General features: G+C 41.5%; 16 protein-coding genes. 5 read left to right on the top strand and 11 right to left on the bottom strand.

The features are described from left to right. Window positions 1-220: 220 nt before the first annotated feature. Window positions 221-655, bottom strand: a complete 435-nt coding sequence (locus AC6H3C_RS13410; protein WP_497515894.1) for a helix-turn-helix domain-containing protein — start codon at window positions 653-655, stop codon at window positions 221-223. Between the two features lie 599 nt (window positions 656-1,254). On the opposite strand from AC6H3C_RS13410, the gene AC6H3C_RS13405 reads away from it, so the two are divergent. From AC6H3C_RS13405 to AC6H3C_RS13390, 4 genes are all read left to right on the top strand, one after another. Continuing rightward, entirely contained in the window at window positions 1,255-1,413 is a 159-nt protein-coding gene (locus tag AC6H3C_RS13405; protein WP_497515893.1) for a hypothetical protein, read from the top strand. A 75-nt stretch (window positions 1,414-1,488) separates the two neighbouring features. Then, complete coding sequence (locus AC6H3C_RS13400; protein ID WP_497515892.1) at window positions 1,489-4,521, top strand: SusC/RagA family TonB-linked outer membrane protein; 3,033 nt, start codon at window positions 1,489-1,491, stop codon at window positions 4,519-4,521. Window positions 4,522-4,713: 192 nt separating this feature from the next. After that, window positions 4,714-6,084, top strand: a complete 1,371-nt coding sequence (locus AC6H3C_RS13395; RefSeq protein WP_497515891.1) for a RagB/SusD family nutrient uptake outer membrane protein — start codon at window positions 4,714-4,716, stop codon at window positions 6,082-6,084. Continuing rightward, window positions 6,084-8,630, top strand: a complete 2,547-nt coding sequence (locus tag AC6H3C_RS13390; RefSeq protein WP_497515890.1) for an alpha/beta hydrolase family protein — start codon at window positions 6,084-6,086, stop codon at window positions 8,628-8,630. Before AC6H3C_RS13395 ends, AC6H3C_RS13390 begins: the two co-directional genes overlap by 1 nt. Window positions 8,631-9,113: 483 nt before the next feature. Here the strand turns inward: AC6H3C_RS13390 and AC6H3C_RS13385 are convergent, their stop codons facing one another. From AC6H3C_RS13385 to AC6H3C_RS13360, 6 genes are all read right to left on the bottom strand, one after another. Then, window positions 9,114-10,274, bottom strand: coding sequence for a Wadjet anti-phage system protein JetD domain-containing protein (locus AC6H3C_RS13385; protein WP_497515889.1), 1,161 nt, complete (start codon window positions 10,272-10,274; stop codon window positions 9,114-9,116). Further along, window positions 10,271-11,149 (bottom strand): SbcC/MukB-like Walker B domain-containing protein, encoded by an 879-nt coding sequence (locus AC6H3C_RS13380; RefSeq protein WP_497515888.1) that lies wholly within the window; start codon window positions 11,147-11,149, stop codon window positions 10,271-10,273. Before AC6H3C_RS13380 ends, AC6H3C_RS13385 begins: the two co-directional genes overlap by 4 nt. Before the next feature lie 543 nt (window positions 11,150-11,692). Next, window positions 11,693-13,090 carry an IS1380 family transposase gene (locus AC6H3C_RS13375; RefSeq protein ID WP_497515887.1) on the bottom strand — a complete coding sequence of 466 codons (1,398 nt, stop codon included), beginning with the start codon at window positions 13,088-13,090 and terminating at the stop codon, window positions 11,693-11,695. 41 nt (window positions 13,091-13,131) lie between these two features. Further along, window positions 13,132-15,351: an ATP-binding protein gene (locus AC6H3C_RS13370; protein WP_497515886.1), complete on the bottom strand. Its 2,220-nt coding sequence runs from the start codon at window positions 15,349-15,351 to the stop codon at window positions 13,132-13,134. Window positions 15,352-15,388: 37 nt separating this feature from the next. After that, window positions 15,389-15,964 (bottom strand): DUF4194 domain-containing protein, encoded by a 576-nt coding sequence (locus tag AC6H3C_RS13365; RefSeq protein ID WP_497515885.1) that lies wholly within the window; start codon window positions 15,962-15,964, stop codon window positions 15,389-15,391. Further along, window positions 15,961-17,421: a DUF3375 domain-containing protein gene (locus AC6H3C_RS13360; RefSeq protein WP_497515883.1), complete on the bottom strand. Its 1,461-nt coding sequence runs from the start codon at window positions 17,419-17,421 to the stop codon at window positions 15,961-15,963. Before AC6H3C_RS13360 ends, AC6H3C_RS13365 begins: the two co-directional genes overlap by 4 nt. Window positions 17,422-18,197: 776 nt before the next feature. Here AC6H3C_RS13360 and ltrA point away from each other — a divergent pair. Then, a complete protein-coding gene (ltrA, locus tag AC6H3C_RS13355; protein WP_497515882.1) occupies window positions 18,198-19,592 on the top strand; it encodes a group II intron reverse transcriptase/maturase in 1,395 nt (464 codons plus the stop codon). Window positions 19,593-19,890: 298 nt separating this feature from the next. Here the strand turns inward: ltrA and AC6H3C_RS13350 are convergent, their stop codons facing one another. The 4 genes from AC6H3C_RS13350 to AC6H3C_RS13335 are packed head-to-tail and all read right to left on the bottom strand — an operon-like array spanning window position 19,891 to window position 25,423. Further along, window positions 19,891-20,574, bottom strand: coding sequence for a M48 family metallopeptidase (locus AC6H3C_RS13350; protein WP_497515881.1), 684 nt, complete (start codon window positions 20,572-20,574; stop codon window positions 19,891-19,893). Continuing rightward, on the bottom strand, window positions 20,571-23,795 hold the full coding sequence (locus tag AC6H3C_RS13345) for a type I restriction endonuclease subunit R (RefSeq protein ID WP_497515880.1): 3,225 nt from the start codon (window positions 23,793-23,795) through the stop codon (window positions 20,571-20,573). Before AC6H3C_RS13345 ends, AC6H3C_RS13350 begins: the two co-directional genes overlap by 4 nt. Beyond that, complete coding sequence (locus AC6H3C_RS13340) at window positions 23,788-24,816, bottom strand: nucleotidyl transferase AbiEii/AbiGii toxin family protein (protein WP_497515879.1); 1,029 nt, start codon at window positions 24,814-24,816, stop codon at window positions 23,788-23,790. Before AC6H3C_RS13340 ends, AC6H3C_RS13345 begins: the two co-directional genes overlap by 8 nt. Then, window positions 24,809-25,423 (bottom strand): DUF6088 family protein, encoded by a 615-nt coding sequence (locus tag AC6H3C_RS13335; protein WP_497515878.1) that lies wholly within the window; start codon window positions 25,421-25,423, stop codon window positions 24,809-24,811. The genes AC6H3C_RS13340 and AC6H3C_RS13335 overlap by 8 nt, the downstream gene beginning before the upstream one ends. Window positions 25,424-25,502: the final 79 nt, after the last annotated feature.

Raw genomic sequence — 25,502 nt, 5'->3', positions numbered from 1 at the left:
TATCGTGAAATATATTTCCGTTTTGTCGGGTGAAAAGTGAAATATATTCTTCCAAATCCGGAAAGTATCTTTATACGCTCCTCACTCACATCAAACCATCAGTCAGGATTTTTCTTTACCCGGTAATAAAGATATTGGAACCTAAGAAGTCATCCCTCATATTTACTTCTTTCCCATAAGCCCAACAAACATGAACTAACGCTACTGCTTTCGCAATAGATTATTTCCTCTCCTTCAACAACTTCTCCAGCAGCGCATTCTTCTCTTTTTCCAACTCAAGCATTCGCTCATACAGAGCTTGCTTTTCCTTGCTTAATTCCAGAATCTGCTCTATCGGATTACAATGGCTTACACTGTTGTCTACACCGACATAACCTCTGCCATGATTTGTTTCAATATTATTGTTTTCAATAATTACAGTTACGGGATCCTCTTCCAGTTCTTTAATAAGAGCCGGAGTAATACTCAGGGCTTTGGCGAATTTATCAACCATATCGTCATCGATAACCTTTTTCTGTTCGTAGAAAGAAACAAGCGACTGGCTGATTCCCATATCTGCCGCTAAAACTTCCTGTTTAATACCCAGCGTATGGCGGTAGCGTTTGATGGCATGCCCATGATGAGTATTTTTTGCTGCTTTTTCTTGTGTATCCATAATGTTTAGTCATCTGGTTTTTAACAAAAGTAATCAAATCATTCATAGGTTGATAATTATAAAGTTGAAATTAATAAGTATTAACCGGATTCCTTTTGCCATTTCTTCACATACTGTTTCCTTTGAAGTATCAATTTTGAACCGAAAAACAAAAATACGATGAAGACATAGCAGTATTAAACTGAAACATTATTTTTGTATCGCATATAACGATTCGAAAATGACATAGCGCTTTTTTGACCTTTGAAACGAATCCGCAAAATTCAATACGAGAGGTCGAAGCATGGAAGCGCCCTTAGAAATAAGGGCGTGGACATTGTTTTATTCTCTCGTTCGGCCCTTGCGGAGCCTGTTTCAAGGAATAATGACAATCGTTCACGCCTTCTTTTTTATATTGTTTTTACCACACATTCCATCCGGTTGCTGCACCTTGCAAGCGGAACAATCCACAGACAGGCGTAAACGCTACAATTAAATGCTCAAAACAGCTTGAGCATTACTGCATGTAACCAAAATTACCCAGGTTTACCTCCGATGCTTTTGCCATGCGGCCGGGAGGGTAAACACTTTTTTCTTTTAAAACCAAAAAACAACCTGTCATGCTCCAGTTCGATAGCTACCGTACCTTCTTAATTATCCTGCCCCATGCACATATGGTCCTACGTGTCGAACATTTCGGGCCGTTTCGGTGCCGGGATGTGTACTCGCTGCGCCACCGCCAAATCCTGTACGCAAAAAAGATTAAATCGCCCGAATGAGACGGCCCAACCACCTTTTCCATTCCAACAACACAAACTTGTCAACCCGTTAATAACCCAAAAAAAGACATAACCATGTATGATTATAACCCTCATTTACCGGCAAACGTTTTGCCCGGTAAACACAAACACCACGGCTTATGGCTCCTGCTTGTGGCCGGAATCCTTCTTTCGGCTTTCCCTGCCCAGGCCCAGTCCCCCACCGTTTCAGGGCTTGTTACCGGCCCGGCAGGCGAGCCTTTGCCGGGTGTTAATGTGGTGGTAAAAGGGCCCTCACCTGTTGGAACCACTACCGCCGCCGACGGCAGCTATATTTTAAAGGGCGTACCGGCAGGCGCCGTGCTCTCTTTCTCTTTTATCGGTTTTCAAACCCGCGAAGTAGTGGTTGGCGAACAAACACAAATCGATGTCCAACTACAGGAAGATGTGACCACCCTTTCGGAGGTCACCATTAACGCGGGCTATTACACCGTGAAAGACCGGGAGCGTACCGGCAGCATTGCCCGGGTAACGGTCAAAGAGCTGGAAAACCAGCCGGTGAGCAATGTGCTTTCGTCGGTGCAGGGCCGTATGGCCGGGGTGAGCATCACCCAGGGCAGCGGGGTACCCGGCGGCGGCTACAGCATACAGATCCGCGGAACCAACAGCCTGCGCCGCGCCGGCAACTACCCCATGTACATTATCGACGGGGTACCGGTAAGCGCAGAGGGCAGTTCTTCTTTATCCGGTGGCATTTTGCCTTACACCGAAATCAGCCCGCTTGCGGCCATTAACCCCAATGATATTGAAAGCATCGAAATTTTAAAAGATGCCGATGCCACGGCCATTTACGGTTCGCGTGGCGCCAACGGGGTGATCCTGGTTACCACAAAAAAAGGAAAGGCCGCGCGTAGAACATCCTTTAGCATCAACAGCAGTTACGGAATCAGCCGGGTAGCCAACCAAATGGAACTGATGAACACGGAGCAATACCTGGACATGCGCCGGCAGGCTTATATCAACGACGGTATCGCCAACTATCCCGCCAACGCCTATGATGTGAATGGTGTCTGGGACCAGGAGCGCTACACCGACTGGCAGGATGAACTGATTGGCAAAACGGCCGTCAATACCAACGTGCAGCTTTCACTAAGCGGGGGCAGCGAAAACACCAGCTTTCTGATCAGCGGCAGCCACAACCGGCAAACCACGGTTTTCTCTGATGATTTCCGCTACAAAACCGATAACGTATCGGGAAACCTGAGCCACCGCTCCGGCGACAAGCGGCTGGCCCTGAACGTCTCCGCGCAGTTTTCAGTCCAATCGAATAATCTGATTGAAACCGATATCACCAGCCAGGCCCTGCGGCTCAGTCCCAATGCCCCCGCTTTGTACCAGGAAGACGGCAGCCTGAACTGGGAAAACAACACCTTTACCAATCCCGTGGCAGCTTACGAAAGCACTTACGGCAACGACAGCAAAAGCTTTAACATCAACCTGAACCTGGGCTACGAACTGTTTCCTTCTCTATATGCCAGGCTGAACGGGGGGATCAACCACCAGTTTTTTGAGGAGCTTGTGCTACGTCCCAGTACCATCTATAACCCCTCCTTTGGTATAACCCCTGCCAGTTCCAATGCATCAAAAAGCCGGAGCCAGCGGTTTTCTTACCTGGCCGAACCCCAGTTGCAGTATGCCCGCAGCTTTAACGGCCATCAGCTGGATGTCTTGATCGGCGGCACGTACCAGCAAACAACCACTTCAGCTTTGCGCCTGTCGGGTGTTGGCTTCGATACCAATGCCCTGATCACCAACATGGCTGCTGCCAAAAAGGTGACCGTTGCACAGGACCAGGAGACGGAATACAAATACGCCGCGGTATTCGGGCGCATCAATTACCAGTACAAAAACCGCTATATCCTGAACCTGACCGGGCGCCGCGATGGTTCCAGCCGTTTCGGCCCTGACAAACGTTTTGCCAGCTTCGGGGCCGTGGGAGCCGCCTGGCTTTTCAGCGAAGAAAGTTTTTTGTCGGGCAGTCACTGGTTCAGCTTTGGAAAACTGCGTGGCAGTTACGGGACAACCGGCAGCGACCTGATTGGCGACTACCAGTACCTGGACACCTACACGGTGAGCAGTACCGGTTACGGGGGCAGCGTAGCCCTGAACCCTTCCCGGCTGCACAACCCGTATTTTAGCTGGGAAAAAACAACCAAAATTGAAGCGGCACTGGAACTGGGCTTCCTGAAAGACCTCATCCGGCTCAGCGCCGCCTGGTACCGCAACCGTTCGGGCAACCAACTGGTGGGCATCCCCCTGCCGGCCACTACCGGCTTTGCCAGTATCCAGGCCAACCTGCCTGCCACGGTGGAAAACAAGGGGCTGGAACTGGAACTCAGCGCCACACCTGTAAAAACTGGCCGGTTCAACTGGAACAGCAGCTTTAACATCAGTTTCCCGAAAAACAAGCTGGTGTCCTTTCCGGGGCTGGAAGGCTCCACCTATGCCAACCAGTACGTGGTGGGGTATCCAACCTCCATTATGAAGGTGTATAACTACGAGGGCATCGATCCCGAAACCGGCCTGTATGTCTTTACCGATTACAATACCGACGGGGCCATCACTTCACCCGATGATAACAAGGTGATCGAAAAAGTGGGCGTGAAGTATTTCGGAGGCTGGTCAAACCAGATCACTTACAAACAATGGGAGTTTTCGTTTTTGTTCCAGTTTGTCAACCAACGGCAGCAGGACTATCATGCGCTGTTGCCCAATCCCGGGGTGATGTATAACCAACCGGTGGAATTGCTGGATGTATGGTCTGAAACCAATCCGGACGGCCGGTACATGCCCTATACGACAGGCGCCCACCCGGCGATCTACCAATTATTGGGGTATTTCAGGGGCAGTACGGCCACCGTCGGCGATGCTTCCTTTATCCGGCTCAAAAATGTCCAGCTGGGTTACCGGCTACCGATAAACAAATATGTACAGGATATCCGGTTTTACGTGCAGGGCCAAAACCTGCTGACGATAACGGATTATTTCGGCGTGGACCCGGAGTTTGTTCTGACCGGCTTTTTGCCTCCCCTGAAAACCTGGTCGCTCGGTGTCCAGCTAAACTTTTAGAAAAAGGTATGGAACGCAGATGAGACAGATGAAATATGATTTTAAATGATCGGGATTCAATTTTCCAATACCGAAGACTGGGCATTGGGCATTGGTCACTGGTCATCCGACATTGGACACTGGTTGACTGGTCACTGATCACTGAATACTGAATACTGAATACTGAAACACACATCACTAAAAAATGACAACATGAAAAAAAGATATCTCTATTTCTTCCTCGGGGCGCTGCTCCTGGCCTCCTGCGAAGAGTTGGTCGAGGTAAACGATCCCACCAACCAACTGGGCACGGCACAGGTTTTTGAAGATGTCCAGACCGCCAATGCCGCACTGGCAGGTTTATACGCCGGTCTGCGCGACCAGTCGGTTATCTCCGGCGCCGGGTATTATACCATCAGCATCCTGGCCGCCTCTTTTGCTGATGAGCTGGATTGCTACCTGAATGACCAGAACGGGGTAATGGATATTTACCGAAGCCAACCCCAGCAAACCAACACTTACATAGCAAGTGTCTGGAAGACCGCTTACCAGCAAATTTACTATGCCAACTCCATTCTTAACGGCGCAGAACATTCAATGGCCCTGTCCGGCGCCGATAAAAACCGGATCAAAGGCGAAGCCCTCTTTCTCCGCTCGTTGATTTACTTTTACCTGCAGCAGCTTTTTGGCGATATCCCTTATACGGCCAGCCCCGACTACGAATACAACCGGAGTTTAAGCAAAACCGGGGCAGAGGCCGTTTTGGAGCAACTGGCGCTTGACCTGACCGAAGCCGTTTCCCTTTTGAAAGACGAATACCGCGATACCGAACGCATTTATCCCAACCGCAAAGCAGCCGAACTGCTTCTTTCACGTATTTATTTGCTCCAGGGAGAATGGGAGCTGGCGGAACAAACGGCCGAAGGCATCCTGCAATCGCCCTTATACCGGTTCCAGGCTGATCTAAACGAAGTGTTTAATAAAAGCGGCAGCCATATCCTCTGGCAGTTGAAACCGCAAAACAGCGGGGATGCCACACGGGAAGCGTCCTTCTATTATTTCACGGGTGCGGCGCCCAATGCCTATGCCCTGACAACGGATCTGCTGGGTTCCTTTGCAAACAATGACCTTCGCCGGCAGACGTGGATGGCAGTAGTCACCGTTAGCGGCAGTTCCTGGCACCGCCCGTTTAAATACAAAAACCGGACAAACGGGACCAACACCAATGAATATTCCGTGATCTTCCGGCTCGAGGAGGTCTATTTTATCCTGGCCGAAGCCCTGGCCCGGCAAAACCGCCCGGATGATGCCCTGCCTTACCTGAATGCCACCCGCGAAAGGGCCGGGCTCGAAGCATTGGCTTCATTATCGGGCGAAGCTTTCATCACGGAATTGCTGGCAGAAAAACGCCGCGAGTTTTTCTGCGAGTTCGGCCACCGTTTTTTCGATCTCAAACGCCTGGGCCGCCTGGATGAACTAAGCTCCCTGAAAACCAACTGGGATGATGATAAAAAGCTTTGGCCGCTGCCGCAAAGCGAGTTGTTGCTTAATTCAAACCTTCACCCGCAAAACCCCGGTTACTGATGATAAAGTCCATGTATTCCTTGTTCCTGTTATTCCTGTGCCTGCTCTTTGCGGCAGGCCGGGAATCAACCGGGCAAAGCCGGTATGACAACCAAAGCCGCCTGTTTTCGGAAACCTTTCACACACTGGCATCCCCGCTGATGCCGGACGACGGGAACTGGCTGGTTTTACGCAAACGAAGCTGGGTACCTGCCCGTGACCCAAACGACCTGGACAAGGACACCGTACTGTTGTTTGACCTCCGGCAGGCCGGTAAGCCTAAAATCGCCGCCTGCCGGCAAAAGGTCAGGAACATGGCCTTTGTTGGGAACACCCACCTGCTCTTATCCGGTGAACTGCAAACAGAATTACTGGACCTGAACAGGCAAACAAGCCGTTATTTTACCTGCCTGCAGCGCATGCAGGTGCTGAAAGGCAAAAATCAACTGGTGCTGCATTATGGCAAAGACGAAAACAACAGGCTGGAACTGCGTGACACCAACGGAGCGCTTCTAAATACCCTGGAGCATGTAAGCCAGTTCTACCTTACCGGAAATGGAAACATCTACGCGGTCACTGAAAACCCGGAACCTGTTTTTGATGTTTTCCGGCTCAAAGGAAAAACAACAGAAAAGGTGTACACAACGTCCCAAAAAATTACTTCCCTGGAAGTCGATGCCAACCAGCAAGGGATGATGGTCCACCAGCAAAACCCGGAAGGTTCGTCCCCTGAAGTACTGTACCTGGACTTCAATACAAAAACCGCCTGGTCCTTAAACGAGATAACTTCCATGTCATTTCAGCGGGCCTTTACCGATGTGATCAGCGAAGGGAGTACTTATTTTTTACGACTGTGGATACACCAGCCGAAAGATGACACTTCTCCGGTTGATATCTGGTATGGTAACGATAACCGGTTGAAAGAGAAATTTCTTCCGTCTACCCGGGAGGTCTGTTATGTCTGGGAACCGAAAAACAAAAAGCTTCAACCGTTGGGAAACAAGCAGCTCACCAAAAGCGCCAACATCGGGAATGAACGTTTTTTTTTGAGCATTGACCCTTATCTGTTAGAGGATTATACCCGGGAAAATGCACCGCTGAAAATCTGCCGCTACGACCGGATAAGTGATACTTACACGGTGATTGATACCATCTCCTCCCGGTTATATACTTCCCCCAATGGCCACTATGCCCTGTACTTTAAAAACAACACCTGGCAGGTTTACCACATCCCATCCGGCACCGCAGAGACGGTTGGTGGTGCCCAGCTGAAAACACCTTATTTTGAGGCTGATGACAAAACGGTGCTGTTTGACGGCGATGGCGGGCTGTGGCGTTATGACCCGGAGCAAAAAGAACTTGTACAATGGAACAGTTTCGAAGGATATCAAACAACAATCCTGAACGGAACTTCACGCACGACCTTGCCGGGGTTTAACTTATTTGAAAAGACAGTCAGCCCGGATAAGCCTTTGGTGATTAAGCTGTATGAGCCGTCAGAAAACAGGAGTACTTACATCTTATGGAAAGATGGCCAGTATAAGACAATTGTAGCCCCGACGGCCAAACGTATCCAAAACCTGAACTACAACCCGTCGTTTACCTGTTTTTCCTGGCTGGAAGAAGATTACAACCTGCCGCCCCGGTTGGTTTACAAAGTGACGGGCAAACCGGAACAGGCGCTGTACCAAAGCAACCCGCAGGATACAGCCGTTTTGTCACTGAAACAGGAGATCATTTCTTATACCAACAGCGACAGTATTCCCCTGAAAGGTATTTTGTATTACCCGTTAAACTTCGATCATTCAAAACAATACCCCATGGTGGTGCATATTTACGAAAAGCAATACCGCCTGGCTAACCGGTACCCGTACCCTTCGTATTACGAAAGCCTGGGCTTTAACATCAGGCTGCTGCTTGAAAACGGGTATTTTGTGTATTTGCCGGATATCCTGGTCCAAGGGAAAGAAGGCCCGGGAATGGATGCACTGGATTGTGTGCACCGCGCCCTGGATGCCCTGGCCCGCAAGCCGCTGATCAATCAACACCGGCCCGGCTTGATCGGGCACTCCTTTGGTGGCTATGAAACCAGTTACATTGCTACGCGCTCCGGACGTTTTGCTGCTTATGTCTCCGGCTCCGGCCACAGCGATATCATTTGGGCTTCCCATGCCTTTAATTATAACTTTCGTTTTCCTGATCATGTGCGGATTGAAGCCAACAACTACAGATTGGGAAAGCCTTTCTCATCCGATAAAGGCCTGTATTTTAAAAACAACCCGCTTTATCATGCGGAAAAAGTGAATGCACCTGTGCTGTTATGGTCAGGACTGGATGACCAGAATGTAACCAGCGACCACTCCATGGCCTTTTATAACGCCCTGCGCAGGAATAAAAAAGATGTGATCGCGCTGTTTTATAAAAACGAGGGACATGGCCTGCAAAAGCTGCAGAATCAATTTGACCTGACCACCCGCATTCTGGATTGGTTTGGTTATTTTTTAAAGGGGGAAGAAACAAAAACCGGATGGATTGAAAAAGCGATAAACAGGAAGGATGCCCCGTAGCGCATCCTTCACTTTTTTTACGGTTGTTTGTACAAGGTGTTGAACTAAATCCCTACGGGATAGCTTTTATCTTTATTTTTTTGTCTCACTATTTTGATGTGCCTAAACTTTAAAATTTTCATAGTCTAATTGTGATTTTGTATTTTCGATTAATCGCTATATTTGTGCTTTAAAGGTTCATTATATTCTTTTCTCTTTCACCTGAAACACCATTCAAATTAACAATATCCCCAAAACGGTCATTAAGTACATAGATAAAAATTCTGCAATTAGGGCCGGGGTGTAGTTCAACACCGACTCATCGCTGGGTCTTGCAGACCGCTCAGAGTCCTATTTATTACCAACTGGCCTTTTTTGTTTTCTATCATTTTTCTATCAATTTGCTACTTCGTTTCTGTCTGCCGTGCGTATGGGTAGGCAAGCTCTTTGGCTGGTTTTGGTCGTGCGTTGGCTTTTTTTTGAGCGACCAGCCAATGTGCTTGACTACGAAGCGAGGTTTTCTTTATCAAAAAATTCATTGACATAATCGAATGGAATTTTTTCCTGTTCTAATCGCCAATTATTTGTTTTCAAAATTTCATATAGTTTTTGTTCACTTTCAGTCAAATTATGTAATGTACAAATATTCGTTTGGGTTCCTAAATCATTTTCAAAGAATTTTTCAAAGGTTACAATATCCATTAAAACACTTTTTGTCAGTGGAAAATAGCCCCTGAATTGTGATAAAATTTCAAAACCTTGCACATCAATATCGCCCCAATAAAGTAATTCAAGTTTGGCAAACCAATGAACATTTTTGAGATTGTAAACACTATATCCGCTTCCAAATATCGCAATAGTGTCATTCATCTTTGGAAGTGTCAAAGTTGTATAAAGTGTTGTTTTGTTTTCAACAATTAAAACCTTTTTGATTGGCAAATTTAATGCTTCAAATTGGCTTATCGGAACGGCAATATCGTCAATTCCTGAAAAGAACTTTTCTGCTATTGCTCTGTCAAGAACTTTAAACCGAATTTGAGATTCGGCATATTTCAGGTTAAATCTTTTTTCAAACTCCTTTTCTTCGCTGTAAACGTGTTGTGAAATTAAAGTATTAAGCAGTTCTCTAATTACACTTTGATTGCGTTCAACAAATTTTGTATGAACTTTTATCGGCAATTCCCTTATGTACAAATTTGGTTTAGGGTTTTGTTTAAAGTATCGACAAACTTTTAAAATACTTTCCCATTCAGCCTGGTTATTAACAACTTTAATGGGGTTTGTGATAATCCAATCTTTTAATTCAGGAAACGCATTAATGATTATCTCTACACTCGTTTTGAATAATTCAACTTCTTTTTCCTTCCCCAGAAACTTTAAGAAATCTTTTTCAGTATCAAAGAAAATTGAAATTGGTAAATCTTGTATTCCTAATGACTTTGTTTTTATTTGCTGAAACTCCAATGTGTATCCATATCCTTTTTTCTCTTTAGATTGGCTGACGATTTGTTGTATTTCTTTTTCAAATTCGGATAAAGAAGATTTGGCATATGACTTATCGCCACGAATTACAAGTATTTCAAAAGACCTATTCTCAACCAATGATTGTAGAAAAGAAATGTATTTTCTTTCGGCTTTGTCTTTTATTTCTTTGGGTGTAATCATTGATTCAGATAATTTGCTTTTTCTTCTTTGAATTGTTCGATAGGCATATCATACAACCACGAATGTCTTTCTTCTTTGCGTTCAACAAAATGAACAAAAGAAATGTCGTTTTCTACAATGTGAATATTATCGCTCGGTGTAACAACCAATAATTGCAAATGAAGTTGCTTGCAAAGCGTTATCAGATAGCGGGCTTTATCTTCGTCTTGTGCCTTAAATGCTTCATCAATTGCAATAAAACGGAATGATTTTGGTTCTAATCCTTGATTATTATTTGTTAAGCCAAACTGATAAGCGATGGCTGAGCCTAAAATTGTGTAGGTGAGTTGAGCTTTTTCACCACCAGAAAGTTGACCCATTGCTTCATACGTTTTAAACTTCTGATTGTTTTCTTTGTAGAACTCTTCAGCTTTATAGTTGAACCAAGAGCGAACGTCCATTACTTTTTTACGCCATTCTTCTTTATCTAATTTTTCTATAAATGGGTGAATGTGATTATTGAAGTGATACTCTCTTCCATCAATTGTTTTTTCCATTTGATAAACATTAGGAACGGCTTCTTCCAAAAGCTTTCTAAACTCCTTTACTTCATCACTGATTTTGTTAGGTGCTACCAGTTGGATGTACGTTTGAGGTTTACTTTTAAAATCAATCTCTTTCAAAGAGTCGTTCAAATGCTTGATGTTCTCTTTGATTGAATCTGACCAGTTCTCGAAAAACATTCTGAAATCGCCCACTTTGTTGGTAATGGTTTCCTGCAAATAATCGTTGAATTTCTTTTCAAATTTTGGAAGATTGTCTTTTTCTAATCTTTCTAAAAATCTTTGATATTCACTGATTAAGTCTAAATTGGTAGAATCAGGCAATGAATTCACATCAGAACGCCAATCCTTAAACTTATTTAGAATTTCTTCTGACGGTTGTTTAAAGGTGTTAATTTTAATAACTACATCTCTTTCGCTTTGTTGTTTTAGATTTTTTAGTTCAGTTTCTGTTCTTAATAATTCCTTTTGAAAATTAGATTGTGTTATCTTGATATTGGAAAACTCTATATTTAAAATTTCAAGATTGGTGTTTTCAAACTCAACAATGTCAGTAATACCTGTAATCTGAATTGTCTTTTCATTTCCCTCTATTTCTCCTTCAATAATTTCAATATCCTTTCCCTTTCTAACCTGAATAATTCATAAACTTTAAAAAGGTGAATATTTGATTTTTTCAGCCGTGGGATTTAATAACCCATATGCTGAAAAGAAAATTTGTTGTCTGCGATTGTTTTCGATTGGTCATTTTAGAGGTTGGCCTGTTTAGTTTTAGACCAAAAATTGTGTGTATTTTCTTCACAGAACATAGGTATTTTATCTTGTGCTTTGCAAGTGCCTGATTAATATGTATTTTTGAATATAGTTGGGTTGTTGCTAACGGCGCAACTGTCCGATTTCGAGGAAGTAATTCTCAAGCAGTTTGGCTTGCGGGCATGAAGCTGGAAATTCCACTTTTATTTTTGTCTTCATTTGTCTAACCTGGGCAGCAATTTTAATGAACCTTTCACGTAATGTCTTCATCGTAACAGCTGCCAACCCCTTTGTTTTTAGCATGTTCTCCTGCAACGAGTGCATCAGCACATAAGCGGCTGAATGCAAGAATAACCTGAACTGATTGGCATAAAAGCTATTGCACGACATCCGGCCTGATTGCAGGTAGTTTTTGTGGTCTTTGATATTGAGTTCCATCCTGCCCCGTCCGCAGTACCCTTGTTCGTAAAGTGCCTTTGTCCGGTATTCCCAAAGGTCGGTTACAATAAAACGAATATTGGATCCTTTGCTTGTCACTTCGATTTTAACAATCACGCGTTGCTGGTTTTCCCAACTACCCGCTTTGTAGCCAAATGAGTGATAACGCTTTATGGGTTTGGCATATCTGGCAAATTCATTTTCGCAACTCTTTACAAGAGTTTCAACACTCGAATTCAATACGCTGTTTCCGGTCAAGCCAGTTATAAAATGGATATTGGGTTGTCCAACGCACCAGTCCATCAACTCTTTGCTGCAAAAGTGGCTGTCGCCCCGAACAATGATCACCGTATTTTTCCACGATTTGCGCAAATGGGCAACAAGCCTTTTGAGTATCCCAAAAACATTGGCACTTTTGCTGCGCCTGCCTGGTTTGAGTATGGTGGTAATCAGTTTTCCCGACAAGCCTTCATAAATGTGAAGGGGCATGTAGCAATACTCTCCGTAATAGTTATTGAACAGGGTTAACTGCTGCCCCCCGTGGGTATCAATGTTGGTGTCATCGCAATCGATAATAATCACAGGAGGTTCCGAAGGGTAGGATTCAATAAACTTATTGGCAAAGGCATACGCGATGTTGTACAGTTCACTGGCTCTTGGGGTGTTCTCAAAACGGGTCATAGTTGATTGAGATGCCAAGGCATTCCCTGTCATGGGCAAACGTCCAACACTCATTTTCAGGATCGTGTCATCGCGCAAGGTATTGCAATCATTGGCATCTTCATATCCAGCAACAATCTGATATACCCGCTGTGCAGCAATCTCTTCCAAAGAGTGGTCAACATAGCTTTGATGCCGGGTGTCCTCAATACAAGTAACCAGCGACTTGATGATGCCAATCCGGCTCTCGATATCTTTGACCAACAGCAAACCACCATCTGAAGAAATCTCAGATGCAGTAAAACTTACCTCAATACGCTTATTGTCAATTGGTTGTAAATCGAAGAGTTTTCCCTGGCAAATTGCAACGTCTGTTTGCTTGTCCAGAGTTTTTTCGGTAATTTTATTTTCTGAAGAGCTCATGGAAATACGGTTGTAAGACGCTGTAAGATAGTAATTTATCTTTAATTTTCGTGAGCTTTTCTTCGTTTTTGTGAATTATTCAGGCTAAAAATCTCTTGACTTTTATTGAAAATATCTACATCCGAAATTTGTTTTAAATTTATTTGGACATTATTCAGTTGTTCTTGTAATTTTTTTACTCGGTCGTTGGTTTTTTCTAAATCAGTTTTCTGTTTTTCTTTTTCAAGAATATCTTGAGCATAGATTTGCCAGTTTATATCATCGTATTTATCAAATTTTGAAAACAGATTATGACATTCGTCTCTAAATATTCCTAAATTTTTTATTTCGCTATTTTTACTTGTAATAGCTTTCCTATTATCGGTTTGCTGGTTTTGCAGATTGGTTAATTCTTTCTTTAATGCAGCAATTTTTTCTTTGTTATCCCAGCCCAGAACATAGTTTTCTTTTTTCGTGATATGTGGACGGTCATCCTTTTCGTGCTTCCCTTTTTTGAATTTTATCAGTCCGCTTTGGGTTATTGCCATTTCGGAATAACGCTCAAATTCGGTAAGATTATCTACGCAAACAAAATCAAATTGATTCTGTAAATAATCTTCAATCCATTCATAATATTGTGTTTTTGGCTTAATTTCAATTTTATTTATTATAGATTTATCGGTTATGTTTTTGTTCTGAAAATTTTTGAGATAGTTTTCTTCATACTTATCATACCGAATTCTACCTCTCAAATTATTGCTGTTTACATATTCGTTTACTTTGGAGTAATATTTTGGCGGAACAATCAATCGCAGAGCAAAATTGTGAAGCACCTTTTCAATAGAAGATTCCCAATTCACTTCATCTTCTTTTACTTTGATGAGTTCGCCAATAAACGGGATTTCTTCTTTGCTTGCTCCAATTTGTGCAATAATCTCATCTCGTATTTCCGCTTCTCGTCCAGCGATATTGTTTTTGTTTTTTTGAAGAGTTTGAATCGTGCTTACTAATTCCTCTGTTGATTTTGTTAATTCGTCATCTTTGTTTTTCAATGCACGAAGATTTTCACTTTCATTATCAATTTTTTGTTGAGTGTTTTGTTTTAATTGCTTTGCTTTTTCTCGGTTTGCAATAAAAGTATCTTCATTGGGATTTGTTTGCAAGTCAATATTTTGAGCTATTTTATTGTAGTCGTCAAGTTTCTTGCTTCGCAATGTTTTACTTGTCTCAAGCTGCTTAATTTCTTTTTCCAAATCCTTGATTTTACTACCAACTTCGTCTTTTTCAATAGAGATGGAAATCGCTCGTTCTTCTTGTTTCAGTGTTTCTTCTCTGTTTCGTAATAAAGCTAATTCATCATTCAGACGTTGCAAGTCTTCTTTACATTTTTCTAATTCCTTTTTGCCTAATTCAACTCCTTTTTTTGCAAACCAATAAACTGACGTTTCTTTTGTTTTTTCTAATTGTTGCAAATCAACTTGTATATTGGTTAGTTTTTGGGCAATCTCATTTATTGGCATTAATTGTTTGATTTGTTCTTTGGCTTTTTCAATGTTTGTTTTTGCGTCCATTAAAGTCAGAAAGCTTTCTTTCAACTGAATAAACTCTGTCTCAGCATCTAGCTCCTCTAACATATTTGTTCTGATAAACTCATCTAAATCCTCCAAAACTTTTACGCCGACAACCTGATTAAACAAACTCAATGCTTTAACGGAACGCATTCCAAACAAACTAGCCATTCTTTCAGCATATGCCGTTGGGCCCTCAATAAATTCAATTTTCTTTTTTGTTGTATTTGAATTGTATGTTTTATCTAACCTTCTTTTCCACAATCCTTTTGAATCAAAATCTCGAAAATCTTTTTCTATTTCAAGCGATGTATGAGCAATGCCAAATTGCCTGTTTAATTCTCCACTGCTACTAAACCAACGAACTTGAAACAGTGTTACTTGTTTTAAATCTGTGTTTTTAAAATGAGCAAGAATAACTGAGTAAGTGTTTTTATCTCTTAACTTTTGCGTAGAAGTAGAGCTTTTACCTTCTTCTTGAATATTGCCATAATGCCCCAAAACATAGGTTTCTTCGGTTCGATTACCTTTCTTATCAACGCCTGATGATTGATTGTAAAACCTGTCTTTTTTTGCAGGAACCATTAATGTAAGTAATGCATCTATGTATGTGCTTTTTCCTGACGCATTAGCACCAGTCAACAAGGAGTTATTACCCTGCGGGTTAATCCTAAACACTTTCTCATCAAACGTTCCCCAGTTATAAACTTCCATGTATTGAAGTCTGAAACCCGCCTTATCGGAACTTGTACTAAACAGACTCAACATATTCTTGCAATCTTGTTTTGAAATCCTGTAAGATATCCAGTGTTATTTTTTCTTTGATTATTCGATGTATTCGGTATCTTGTTTCGTTGTCTTTTTTACTGACTTCTTTCAAATAGCCCAAATCAACAGCAGCATTGATATACCTGTCAAGTTCTTTTATGAAACTCTTTCTATTGAACTTTTCGGGAAGGAATAACTCTAATTCGTCCCTTATTTCAGTATTTGTAATAAATTTTTCAGTAGCTAACTGGGTTGGGTTGCTATCAAATTCTTCCAAACTCTGTCTTAGCACAACAAGCACAATTGATGTTTCAAAACCAATTTGTCGTCTTTGAACTAACCCCAGAGTATTACCTTCGCTATCCTCAAGTTGCTTTACAAAGGCAAATCCTTCATCTTTTTTTATAATGAGTTCCAAACCAATTTGGCTTATATAGTCTTGTATCTCGTTTTGATACATTACTATATTTTCCCATTCATTTGAGTTTCGCTCAATTGGTGATTTCAACAATCTAACAATTGCTTTGCTATATGGCTTTTTATACTTTTCTAAATTCATTTGGTCAATATAATTTCGGGGATTTTGATTTGCTTTCTGTTTTCAGAATCAAACACAATGCTTTGAGTTTTGTCTGTACTAATGACGTGTTTAAATTCTTTTACAATTCCTATGTATCCAAACAATTCAGGAAGTCCTTTATCAAGCCCACCGTAATAATTAACCACATCTAAAAGTGTTGCCTGAGATTTTTCTTTCAGAATATCTTTAATCCTTTTCCTCAGCAACTCTTTGTCAATATTTGATTGAGAAAACAGTTTTACCAAATGGTTGGAAGAAGTGATGTCTTCGTCTGCAATTTTGGGCTTGTCTTTGTAGATAATGTCTTCGCTTTGTTCTGTGGTTAATTTGCGTTCAAACGTGATGTTAATCATGATTTCGGTTTCCAATTCAAATGAAATTTCAGGCTTCTTTTTTATCTTGCTGATTTCAACAAGTTGTTTCTTTATTTCCTGAATGATGGTTTTCGTGGCTTCTGATTTAGAACCTTCGTTTTCACGGATAATACGGCTGAGCTTTTCAGCCATTTTATCGTTGGCTTTATACACTTTTTGGCCAGCACTGTGAAGATGTTTCTTCATTCCTTTCAGGAATGGGTCGCTCACAGGAATTGATTTCTCTTCCAAAGTCTTGTACAATTCTTTCGTAAGACTATCCCATTTGTTTTGCAAGTCGGGATTTAGGATGAACGACCAAAAAGCATAAAAACTTTTTCCTTGCTGACTTTCTTTCAACGCATCTAGTGCATCGAAAGTAAATTCCAAAATATCGCTTTTGGATAAACTCCCGTCAGCGTGTTTTTGATAAATGCCTTTGGTGATTTCTTTGAAATTGTCTTCAACCTCTTTGAAGTCAGACAACAATTCTTTTGCAGATTGATTGATTTGATTGAAACGAGGAACAATTTCAAATTCCTCGAATACTTTTACATCTTCGCCCGTTTTGATTCGTTGAATTTGTTGTTCAATTTCCAATTTCTTTTCTTCCAATAATTGAATACGTTTTTCAGAATCTTCGTTCGTATTCTCAACCAATTCTTTCAATTGATTTAAGAAGTTATTGAATTTTGATTCTGTACCTACAAATTCTTCTTTTTTCAAACTCGCTAACCAATCAATGGTTTTGCTTGAATGAGATGAAAGTTCATAAAAAACTTCACCTTGTTCATCGGGATAATTTGTTAAAAAACCTTTGTTTGTCCAACTTAAGATATATTTTTTGGCTTTTGTTTCGTAGGAATCAAAAACATCAATGTCACTTTCTTCGTCTTTCTCAATTTTTCTGTAATCTAAGAAGTCTGCAAGTTGGGCAATAATTTTTTCTTCTGATATAGCTCCTTGCTGATTAGAAAATGTATTTATGAGAAATACTATGATAGCTTCTCTGTTTCTCAATCGGAGAAGTTCTACACTTGGTGAGCTATTTAATATTTCTGCTATCTTTTGAATTTCAATCATTCTATGACAATCTTGGTGCGTCGGCAAGAAAACAGCTCTTTTGCAAACTTTGGTCGTGCCTTGGCTTGTGCGGTTTGCAAATGTGCTGTTTTGTGTGTTGGCTGTTCATAATTTCGTTTTGTTTTTCTGTCATTTTAGTAGCAAATTGTCTGCTGTGTCGTTTTTTTTTACACTTGGCGGTAACGTTTGGCGGTATGGTTAGTTGCCGATTTCGAAGCACTTTCCTATCAAGTTACAACTACTTTTGATACGAGCTGTGCCGCTCGAATACCCACTGCACCGGCAATTAACTATACCGCTTGTGTGCGCCCTGCATAAGCAGCGCGCACACTTGTTGTAAGCTCTGGAAAAAGTTTAAAAATACAAATAAACTTTACATAGTAGCAAATAACAAGTGTGTATTTTTCCAAAGGGTGTAAATCCCTTATACGCTGGGGTAACGCCCGGAAGTATTAGCAAGTGGCAAGGTGGTTTTCCGTGAGGAATGCACTGAAGGAAGCCAAACGGCAAAATCCGGTACTGACGAACAGGAATCTGATACGAGGCTATTAAACGAGGATAAGCAAGCACATCATTGTAACGTCCGACGAACGCCAAAATCGTTTTATAGTAGATCAGGCAGGCATTGGAGGAAGGGAAAAGCTTTTACCAGGGGAGATCTCACTAACCACGTGTTGGCCGGAGTGAGAAGTCAGCAGAGGACATAGTAGCTGCCGGTAACGAGCCGATGAATGAATCGGAGGACTCACCGAGGTAGTGAAGGGCCGAACATTAAGATGTTCCAAATTCGTCAGGGAGGCATTGCCAGCCCTGTCTTAAGCGGAACAGGGCAACCGAATAAAACGAAAACGGGAATGATTGAACAGGTACTCAACCGGAGGAATATGATGCGTGCTTACCGTCAGGTGGTGTCGAACAAAGGTTCGGCAGGCGTTGATGGTATGCCGGTGAAGGAACTATATGCCCACCTGACCACTAACAGGGAGCAGATAGAATCCGAAATCCGGCAAGGGAAGTACCAACCACAAGCCATTCGAGGGGTGGAAATCCCCAAAAGCAACGGTAAAGTCCGCCTGTTGGGCGTACCTACCGTAACCGACCGGATGCTTCAACAAGCCGTTGGTCAGGTTTTAGCCATCAAATTTGAGATGGAGTTTGAAGATTACAGCTATGGTTTCCGGCCTAACCGCAATGCCCGGCAGGCCGTGTTAAAAGCGCAGGAATACATCAACTCGGGCTATCAGCATATTGTTGATATCGACCTGAAAAGCTTCTTCGATGAAGTAGACCACTGTATTTTACTGCAATTGATCTACAGGAAGGTCAAATGCCCGCTCACGCTACGGCTGATCCGCAAATGGCTGAGAGCGCCGATTCAAATCAACGGCAACTTGGTCAAGCGTCGTAAAGGCGTGCCACAGGGAAGCCCGCTTAGCCCGCTGCTGTCCAACATCATGCTCAATGAGTTGGACAAAGAACTGGAAAAGCAAGGATTTCGCTATGTGCGCTATGCCGATGATTTTAGTGTGTACACCAACAGTAAAACGGCAGCCTGCAAGATTGGCAACAGCATTTTCCTGTTTCTAAAGGATAAGCTGAAACTGCCCATCAACCGGGAGAAAAGCGGCATCCGCCGTCCGGTCAACTTCAAGGTTTTGGGCTACGGATTCGTACCCACTTACCGAAAAGGGGAGAAAGGCAAATACCAACTGGTTGCAAGCGAAAAGAGTTGGAAATCACTCAAAGAAAAGCTGAAAACGATCACCCGAAAAACCACCCCGATGAGCTTCGACGAGCGCATCCAAAAGCTCAAAGAAGTCTCCCAGGGTTGGCTTAATTACTTCCGGATGGCCAGTATCCAGGTCAAACTGAAGGATATCGACGGGTGGCTGAGGAATCGCCTGCGGTACTGTATCTGGCATCATTGGAAAAAGCCGGAACGGAAACGAAAGAACCTGATCCGGTTGGGTGTTTCACCCGAACAGGCCTACCAATGGAGCCGTTCGCGAATGGGGGGATGGGCTATTGCCCAAAGCCCGATTCTGGGAACGACCATTACCCTGGAGCGATTGCGAAAAAGAGGTTATCAAGCGTTGCTTACGTATTACGAGAAAGTTGCCCCATATCTTAATGAACCGCTGTATACGAGACCCGTACGTACAGTGGTGTGAGAGGCTCTCCCCGTCAGCTAATTACTGGCGGGGCAGTCTACTCGATTGGCAACTGGTGTTCATTCATATCCGTCTGACTGTCATTTATTTAGCTTTTATTTTTAGTCATTTCCAAACTGCATCAACCTATCCACGAAGCACAAATTTATTTTGTTTTTTTGAGCGTGGGCAATCCTAAAACCGGCCTGAAAGGCGGTTACGTGGGCAGGAAAGGCAGAAGCTCTTTTGCAAGCCTTTGGTTTGAGCGTTGGCTCGTGTGGGCTTGCAAATGTGCTTACGACTGTGGGCTGGCTGTTTCTCATAACGACATTTTTACTCCATTTTGTTTTAGCCAATTTTCATGTTCTCTAAAGTTTGGCATTTTCTTGTCTAACTCGTTCCAGAATTCTGTTGAATGATTCGGATATTTTAAATGAACCATCTCATGGGTAATTATATAGTCAATTACCGAAACTGGAGCCATTATGCATTTCCAATGAAAATTAAGACCATTTTTAGGTGTCCAAGATGCCCAACGATTGCGTAATTCTAAAACTTTAATGTTTGCTGGTTTCTGTTGAAACTTATCTACAAGCAGTTTCAATCTTTCCTTGATTTTTTGCTCTGCTTTAGTTTTATAGAAGTCTTTGAAAACCTTATCTGCTTTGTCTATATGCTTTCTGTCAAGAAGGAAAAAACCGCCACTATTTTTTAATGGAACATCTTGATTATCTATTATTTTTAAACGATAATTGCGACCTAAATACAAAAACGATTGACCGTTTACATATTCACGATTAACTTTACCTTGATTTAGTTCTTTCCATTTTGCCAGTTTAGTGAAAATCTGATATTCCTTTGATTTTATAGCCGATTCAATTATTTCATCTGTTGATGTAATTGGGGCAAGTACTCTTACAGAACCATCACGTTCAATAAAAATACTAACCGTTTTTCTTCGGTCGGTTTTTTCTATGGTAATATCAATGTTTTCTAACTTCATTTACGTAATTCAATAATTCTGTTTTTCGCTAATTTCATCAGTTCAGTGCGTAATTCAACTGCATTTTGTTTAATACTTTCAATTTTAGAGTAACTCAATTCCTCATCAATCAAGCCTTCCATTGTTCTGATAGCTGCTTTTTTATCCCAAAAGTTTTTAATCTGGGCAGAATCTTTGAGTATTACCAATACATTATCAGTAATGATTCTTGTTCGTTCCAGTGTATCGCTATCAGGATTTTGAATAAACGAGTTTATCAAATCGTAAAATGGTTCTTCCTTTTTACGTTCCACTTTCATTTCTTCTCTTAAGTCGCCCAATTGTTTTACAATCTCTTCCCAATTCTCCTTGTAGGAATTTAGTATTCTTTCAAGTCGGTCTTTGAAACGACTGTAAAGGGTTGGGTCTTTGTCAAGATTTACTTTTATGTGCCAACGAATAGCGTGTTCCATTTCCGATGCCTTGGATTTGGGAGTATGGTTTTGAGAATCCACTTTGTTTTGGAATTCATCTGAAAGAATAGAAACCTCTTGAACTTTTGTATCAATACCCATTGAGATAAGATGCTTGTCAATAAGTTTGCGAACTTTTTCAGAAGCCCATTTCAAATCCATTGTGGCATCTTTATATCGGTCTTTTATGCGCCACAACAAATAACCCAGGCGTTTTGTCTGAATCCAATAATCTGTTCCTGCTTGTGTATTGAAAAGCAAATCCAAAGAATCAAAGAAACTTTTAGAATAAGTGAGTAATTCGGCTCGGAACTTCATGTTCTTAGCCATTTCAATGCAACTTTCGGCAAGTTCAAACTCTGCTTTATCGTCTGTGAATTTCTGTTCCAGAAAATCTTTTATTTCATTCAGTTTTAAGTCGGTAAATAAATGTAAGATGCGATTGTACCGTGCTTCAAGTACCGGAATTTCTTTATTTATATCACGGAAAACATTCATAAACTCATTCAATGCCTCCATGTCTTTTTTGTTGTCGGTGTAAATATCTAAAGCTTCCCGTAAATGCTTAGTTACACCAAAATAGTCCACAATCAAACCAAAAGATTTTCCCTTTTTCGTTCTGTTTACACGAGTAATGGCTTGAAATAAATCATGTTCCCGTAAACTTTTATCCAAATACATTACCTGCTCAACAGGTGCGTCAAATCCTGTAATTAAGCGGTCGCATACGCAAAGTATTCCTATTCCACTTTCAGGTTTATCGTAATTGAAATCTTTCTTAAAGCTGTTAACCGCATCGGAATTAGATGCTTCATTTCTTGCTTCACGAATGTATGCTGGTTCGTTATTTCCAATACTTGAAACTACTGCATGTACTTTCAAAAATTTCAACTGTTTAATAAGTTCATCATCCCTTTCATCATCGGGCAATGCTTCCAATTCTGTGATTTTGTTTTGAATAGCAATCTCTAAGCATTTCTTGTATGTAACCGCTGCTACAATGCTTGAAGCAACAACCTGAGCTTTGAACCCATTTACTAAAATTTCTTTGCTGTAATGCTCAATAATGTCTTTTGAAATTTCTGAAACTCTGTCGATGGATTCCAAGTAAGCTATGAACGAACCGTATCTGCGTTGAATTTCTTCTTTCTCAGCCTGTGTGCGTTCTCTGAACATATCTTCAAACTCGGCATCGAATGCTTCCTTATCGTCCAATTTATCTTTTGAAACTTTGCCTATGTATTTAATTTCAACAGTTGCACGGTCTTTAACCGCTTGGTCGAATTTGTAAAAATCTATCCACGGAAAACCATTTACATCGAGTTTGCCACCAAAGCGTTCGTGGGTTTTTATTTTATGTCGTTCGGTTATCAAAGGTGTTCCGGTGAAACCAATGCGTATGCCTTTGGGAAATGCGTTGAACATATTATCGGCCATATCGCCGCCTTGTGTTCTGTGGGCTTCATCAACAAGCATTAAAATGCGTTCACTTGTATTAATGGCTTCAAATTTCTCAAATTTTGGAATAATACCAGCGGCAATCAAGGATTCGGCAGATACTTTATTATCAACCAAAAATTTGTGAATCATTATCATATTCACATCGCCTGTGTCATCGTTTAATTCGTTTAACCGATTACGCTTGTCAATAATACGAATGGGTTCGCCTGTGAGAATGGCTGTATCAGAAAGTTGCTCCTCCAATTCGAGACGGTCAACTACAAATATTATTTTCAGGTCTTTCAAATCGTCGCAACTGCGAAGTTTGCGGATAAGAAACACCATTGTTAAACTCTTTCCACTGCCTTGTGTATGCCAAACTACGCCACCACGTTCAAGTGGTGTACTTCCTTCCCTTATATTTTGAATAATTTTCCCAACAGCACGATACTGATTGTAACGTGCTACCACTTTCACTTCCACACCTTTTTTGATTTCCATAAAAAGGGTGAAATGTTTAAGTATATCAACCAATATTTCTTTGTTGAGAACGCCATGAATCAACACTTCCTGTCGTTGTTCTTCGGGTGGATAATCGACCACACGATATTCTTCGGGAAAAATATCAACCCAGTTGTTGTAAAACTCAAAATCGGCACTAATAGTGCCAATCCTTGCCTCACTTCCATAAGTTATAATGCTGAATATGTTGTAATGAAACAATCGTTCTTCACCTTCATTTACTTTAAATCGGTCTTCGCGAGTGTTGGCGTATCTGCTAATTTGTAAAAACGCCTCGCTTAGTGGTTCAGCATTTTCATCATCGTCTTTTGCTTCAACCACAATTACAGGCATACCGTTCAGAAACAGAACAATGTCAGGAATAATCATTGTTTTGGTGCTTCCGGGCGTGTTGATTCTGAATTGATTTATGGCAGTAAACGAGTTCCTGTCCCAGTTTTTAAAATCGACCAAACGAACGGTAGGGTTTTGCTCGCCTGTTATTTCGTTTTTATTTACGCTTGTGCCTTTCAGCAACATGCGGTGAATTTCCTTGTTGGCTTCGTGCAAGGTTTTACCTGCAAAGTTTTGTACCTCAAACAAAATCTCGTTTAGCTGTTGTTCGGTAAGCCATTCGCGACCATCGGCAGTTTTGTTTATGGCTTTTATGCTGTCTTTAAAAACCTTGGGCAGTAATACCTGCTTAAAGTTTTCCCGTAAACTTTTTTCAGGGTCTTGCGGTATACCAAAGCCTTGGTCTATTACTCTCCAATTTAATTGGCGAAGCTTATCGAGAAATGGTTTTTCTACGTTGGTATATTCAGCCATGTTTGATTTTATTTATCCTGTTTTTCAGCTCAGTAATTCTTGCCATCAATTTATCAAATGGTAGTGATTCTGTGTAAATCATACTTTGTTGCATCAACTCGTAATCTTTTTTCCAGGCATCCAGCAATTCATCGGGAGGAATTGGATTGATTTTTTCCGGTATATGATTCGCATAGTCAATTCCACGCAATGGAGTAATTATTTTTCGATGGTCAACTAAATGATTATATAAGTCTTTATCAGTAAGGGCGTTTGTTGCAAATTCAGTATCCATAAGCCTTTCAAGGTCATACAGGTGACGGCTTTTTCTTTCTACTTTTATTTTTTCGGGTAATTGTTGGAATTCTTCATGGAGCAGAAATATTTTTTCGAGAAAAGTCCGCTCCGGGTTTACAACCGGGATTGTTATTTCAGTATCAGCAAAGTTTCTTTCTTTAAATTGTTGGCCTACAAATGAAATAAGCTCTCTTTCGGTGTAGGGTTCAATTAATGAACGGCTGCCAATTTCAATGAGCACTCTTGGCGGCAGGTATTCCGTCTTTTCTGTTAAAGCCGGATAATTCACTTCTATCTTTACAGGGTCTTCGTCGGGTGATTTTATTTCGACAAGTTGTAAGTTTATATCGGAGAAACCAGAATTGATAAATTCTTGTCGAAGAAGCGGCAAATATTGCTCAGTAATGTATTTGAACGAATGTTTACGAAGTTTTGAGACTTGGGAATTGGTCATTTCAGAATCGGGTTTTTCAAAACCCAGAAACTTCCTGTCCAATGCCAAATCAATATCTTCCGAGAAGCGGTCAATCAGGTTCCATGCTTTACTTAACGATGTACCACCCTTAAAAACGGTATGCGATGCAATTTCGGTTTTAAAAACTACTTCCAGCGTTTTAACAACCCACCAATCTTTTTCGGCAGCCGCAGCAACCGGTAAGCCCATTCTTTTTGCAGTTTCTTCAAAAATGTTCCTTTTGTTTTGCTCCGTAAGTTTAAACCAATGCTGTAAGGCTTCTTTATTCATTGTATAATTGTTTTAATGCAGGCTTCATGATTTCGCGAATCCATACCGGGGCAAGGCGCATATCTTGTTCCAAGCGTGTTGGTTTTTCTTTTTTCAGCAGTTGCTGAATTTTCGTTATCTCTTCAGTTGTTACCCTATCTTTTCCAATGGTACGTAATGCCTGTATTGCCAATCCACTAATTTCTCCAACTGTAGCAACATTCTTAGGGGTGGCTTTTTTGAAAGTTATGGTACGCTTACCTATTTTAATTTTTCGGGCAGCACCATCGGTTAGGTAAACCACATTTAACGGCACCTGCGTTGACAGCCCCAGGCGGTTGAGCGCATAAACACCCGTGGGAACAATCCGTGCTTTATCTCTTTTGGCAATGGCTTTGGCAATTTCCTCAATACCGGGGGTTACTTTGCCTATTATGCTATCTATTTGTGGGCGTACATAAATACCTGTGGCGACCCGTTCCAGTTCCCCCGCATTGGTTAAGCGTTGCAGGGCTTTTTTAACGGCTTCATTATTCCCGTAAGCAATAAAATTTTCGGTAAAAAACAGCACACCCCGTCCTGCTTTTTTTATTCTGTCAAGTATTTTTATTTCAGTGCTTTCAGTCATTATATATGCTTATTTATGTCCCAAAATTAGTAAATATTTGGGACATAAAAGTGAGAAGTGAAAAACTAAAAGAGAAAAG

The sequence above is a fragment of the Gaoshiqia sp. US2 genome (assembly GCF_059705485.1).
The sequence above is the reverse complement of the archived record's forward strand: the minus strand, read 5'-3'. Positions and strand labels throughout refer to the sequence as shown.

Coding starts and splice junctions, on each gene's coding strand:
- AC6H3C_RS13345 (WP_497515880.1), bottom strand. CDS start 23,795: ATGGCTGAATATACCAACGTAGAAAAACCATTTCTCGATAAGCTTCGC.
- AC6H3C_RS13400 (WP_497515892.1), top strand. CDS start 1,489: ATGTATGATTATAACCCTCATTTACCGGCAAACGTTTTGCCCGGTAAA.
- AC6H3C_RS13375 (WP_497515887.1), bottom strand. CDS start 13,090: ATGAGCTCTTCAGAAAATAAAATTACCGAAAAAACTCTGGACAAGCAA.
- AC6H3C_RS13395 (WP_497515891.1), top strand. CDS start 4,714: ATGAAAAAAAGATATCTCTATTTCTTCCTCGGGGCGCTGCTCCTGGCC.
- AC6H3C_RS13410 (WP_497515894.1), bottom strand. CDS start 655: ATGGATACACAAGAAAAAGCAGCAAAAAATACTCATCATGGGCATGCC.
- AC6H3C_RS13385 (WP_497515889.1), bottom strand. CDS start 10,274: ATGATTACACCCAAAGAAATAAAAGACAAAGCCGAAAGAAAATACATT.
- AC6H3C_RS13360 (WP_497515883.1), bottom strand. CDS start 17,421: ATGATTGAAATTCAAAAGATAGCAGAAATATTAAATAGCTCACCAAGT.
- AC6H3C_RS13335 (WP_497515878.1), bottom strand. CDS start 25,423: ATGACTGAAAGCACTGAAATAAAAATACTTGACAGAATAAAAAAAGCA.
- AC6H3C_RS13390 (WP_497515890.1), top strand. CDS start 6,084: ATGATAAAGTCCATGTATTCCTTGTTCCTGTTATTCCTGTGCCTGCTC.
- AC6H3C_RS13405 (WP_497515893.1), top strand. CDS start 1,255: ATGCTCCAGTTCGATAGCTACCGTACCTTCTTAATTATCCTGCCCCAT.
- ltrA (WP_497515882.1), top strand. CDS start 18,198: ATGTTCCAAATTCGTCAGGGAGGCATTGCCAGCCCTGTCTTAAGCGGA.
- AC6H3C_RS13340 (WP_497515879.1), bottom strand. CDS start 24,816: ATGAATAAAGAAGCCTTACAGCATTGGTTTAAACTTACGGAGCAAAAC.
- AC6H3C_RS13370 (WP_497515886.1), bottom strand. CDS start 15,351: ATGGAAGTTTATAACTGGGGAACGTTTGATGAGAAAGTGTTTAGGATT.
- AC6H3C_RS13350 (WP_497515881.1), bottom strand. CDS start 20,574: ATGAAGTTAGAAAACATTGATATTACCATAGAAAAAACCGACCGAAGA.
- AC6H3C_RS13365 (WP_497515885.1), bottom strand. CDS start 15,964: ATGAATTTAGAAAAGTATAAAAAGCCATATAGCAAAGCAATTGTTAGA.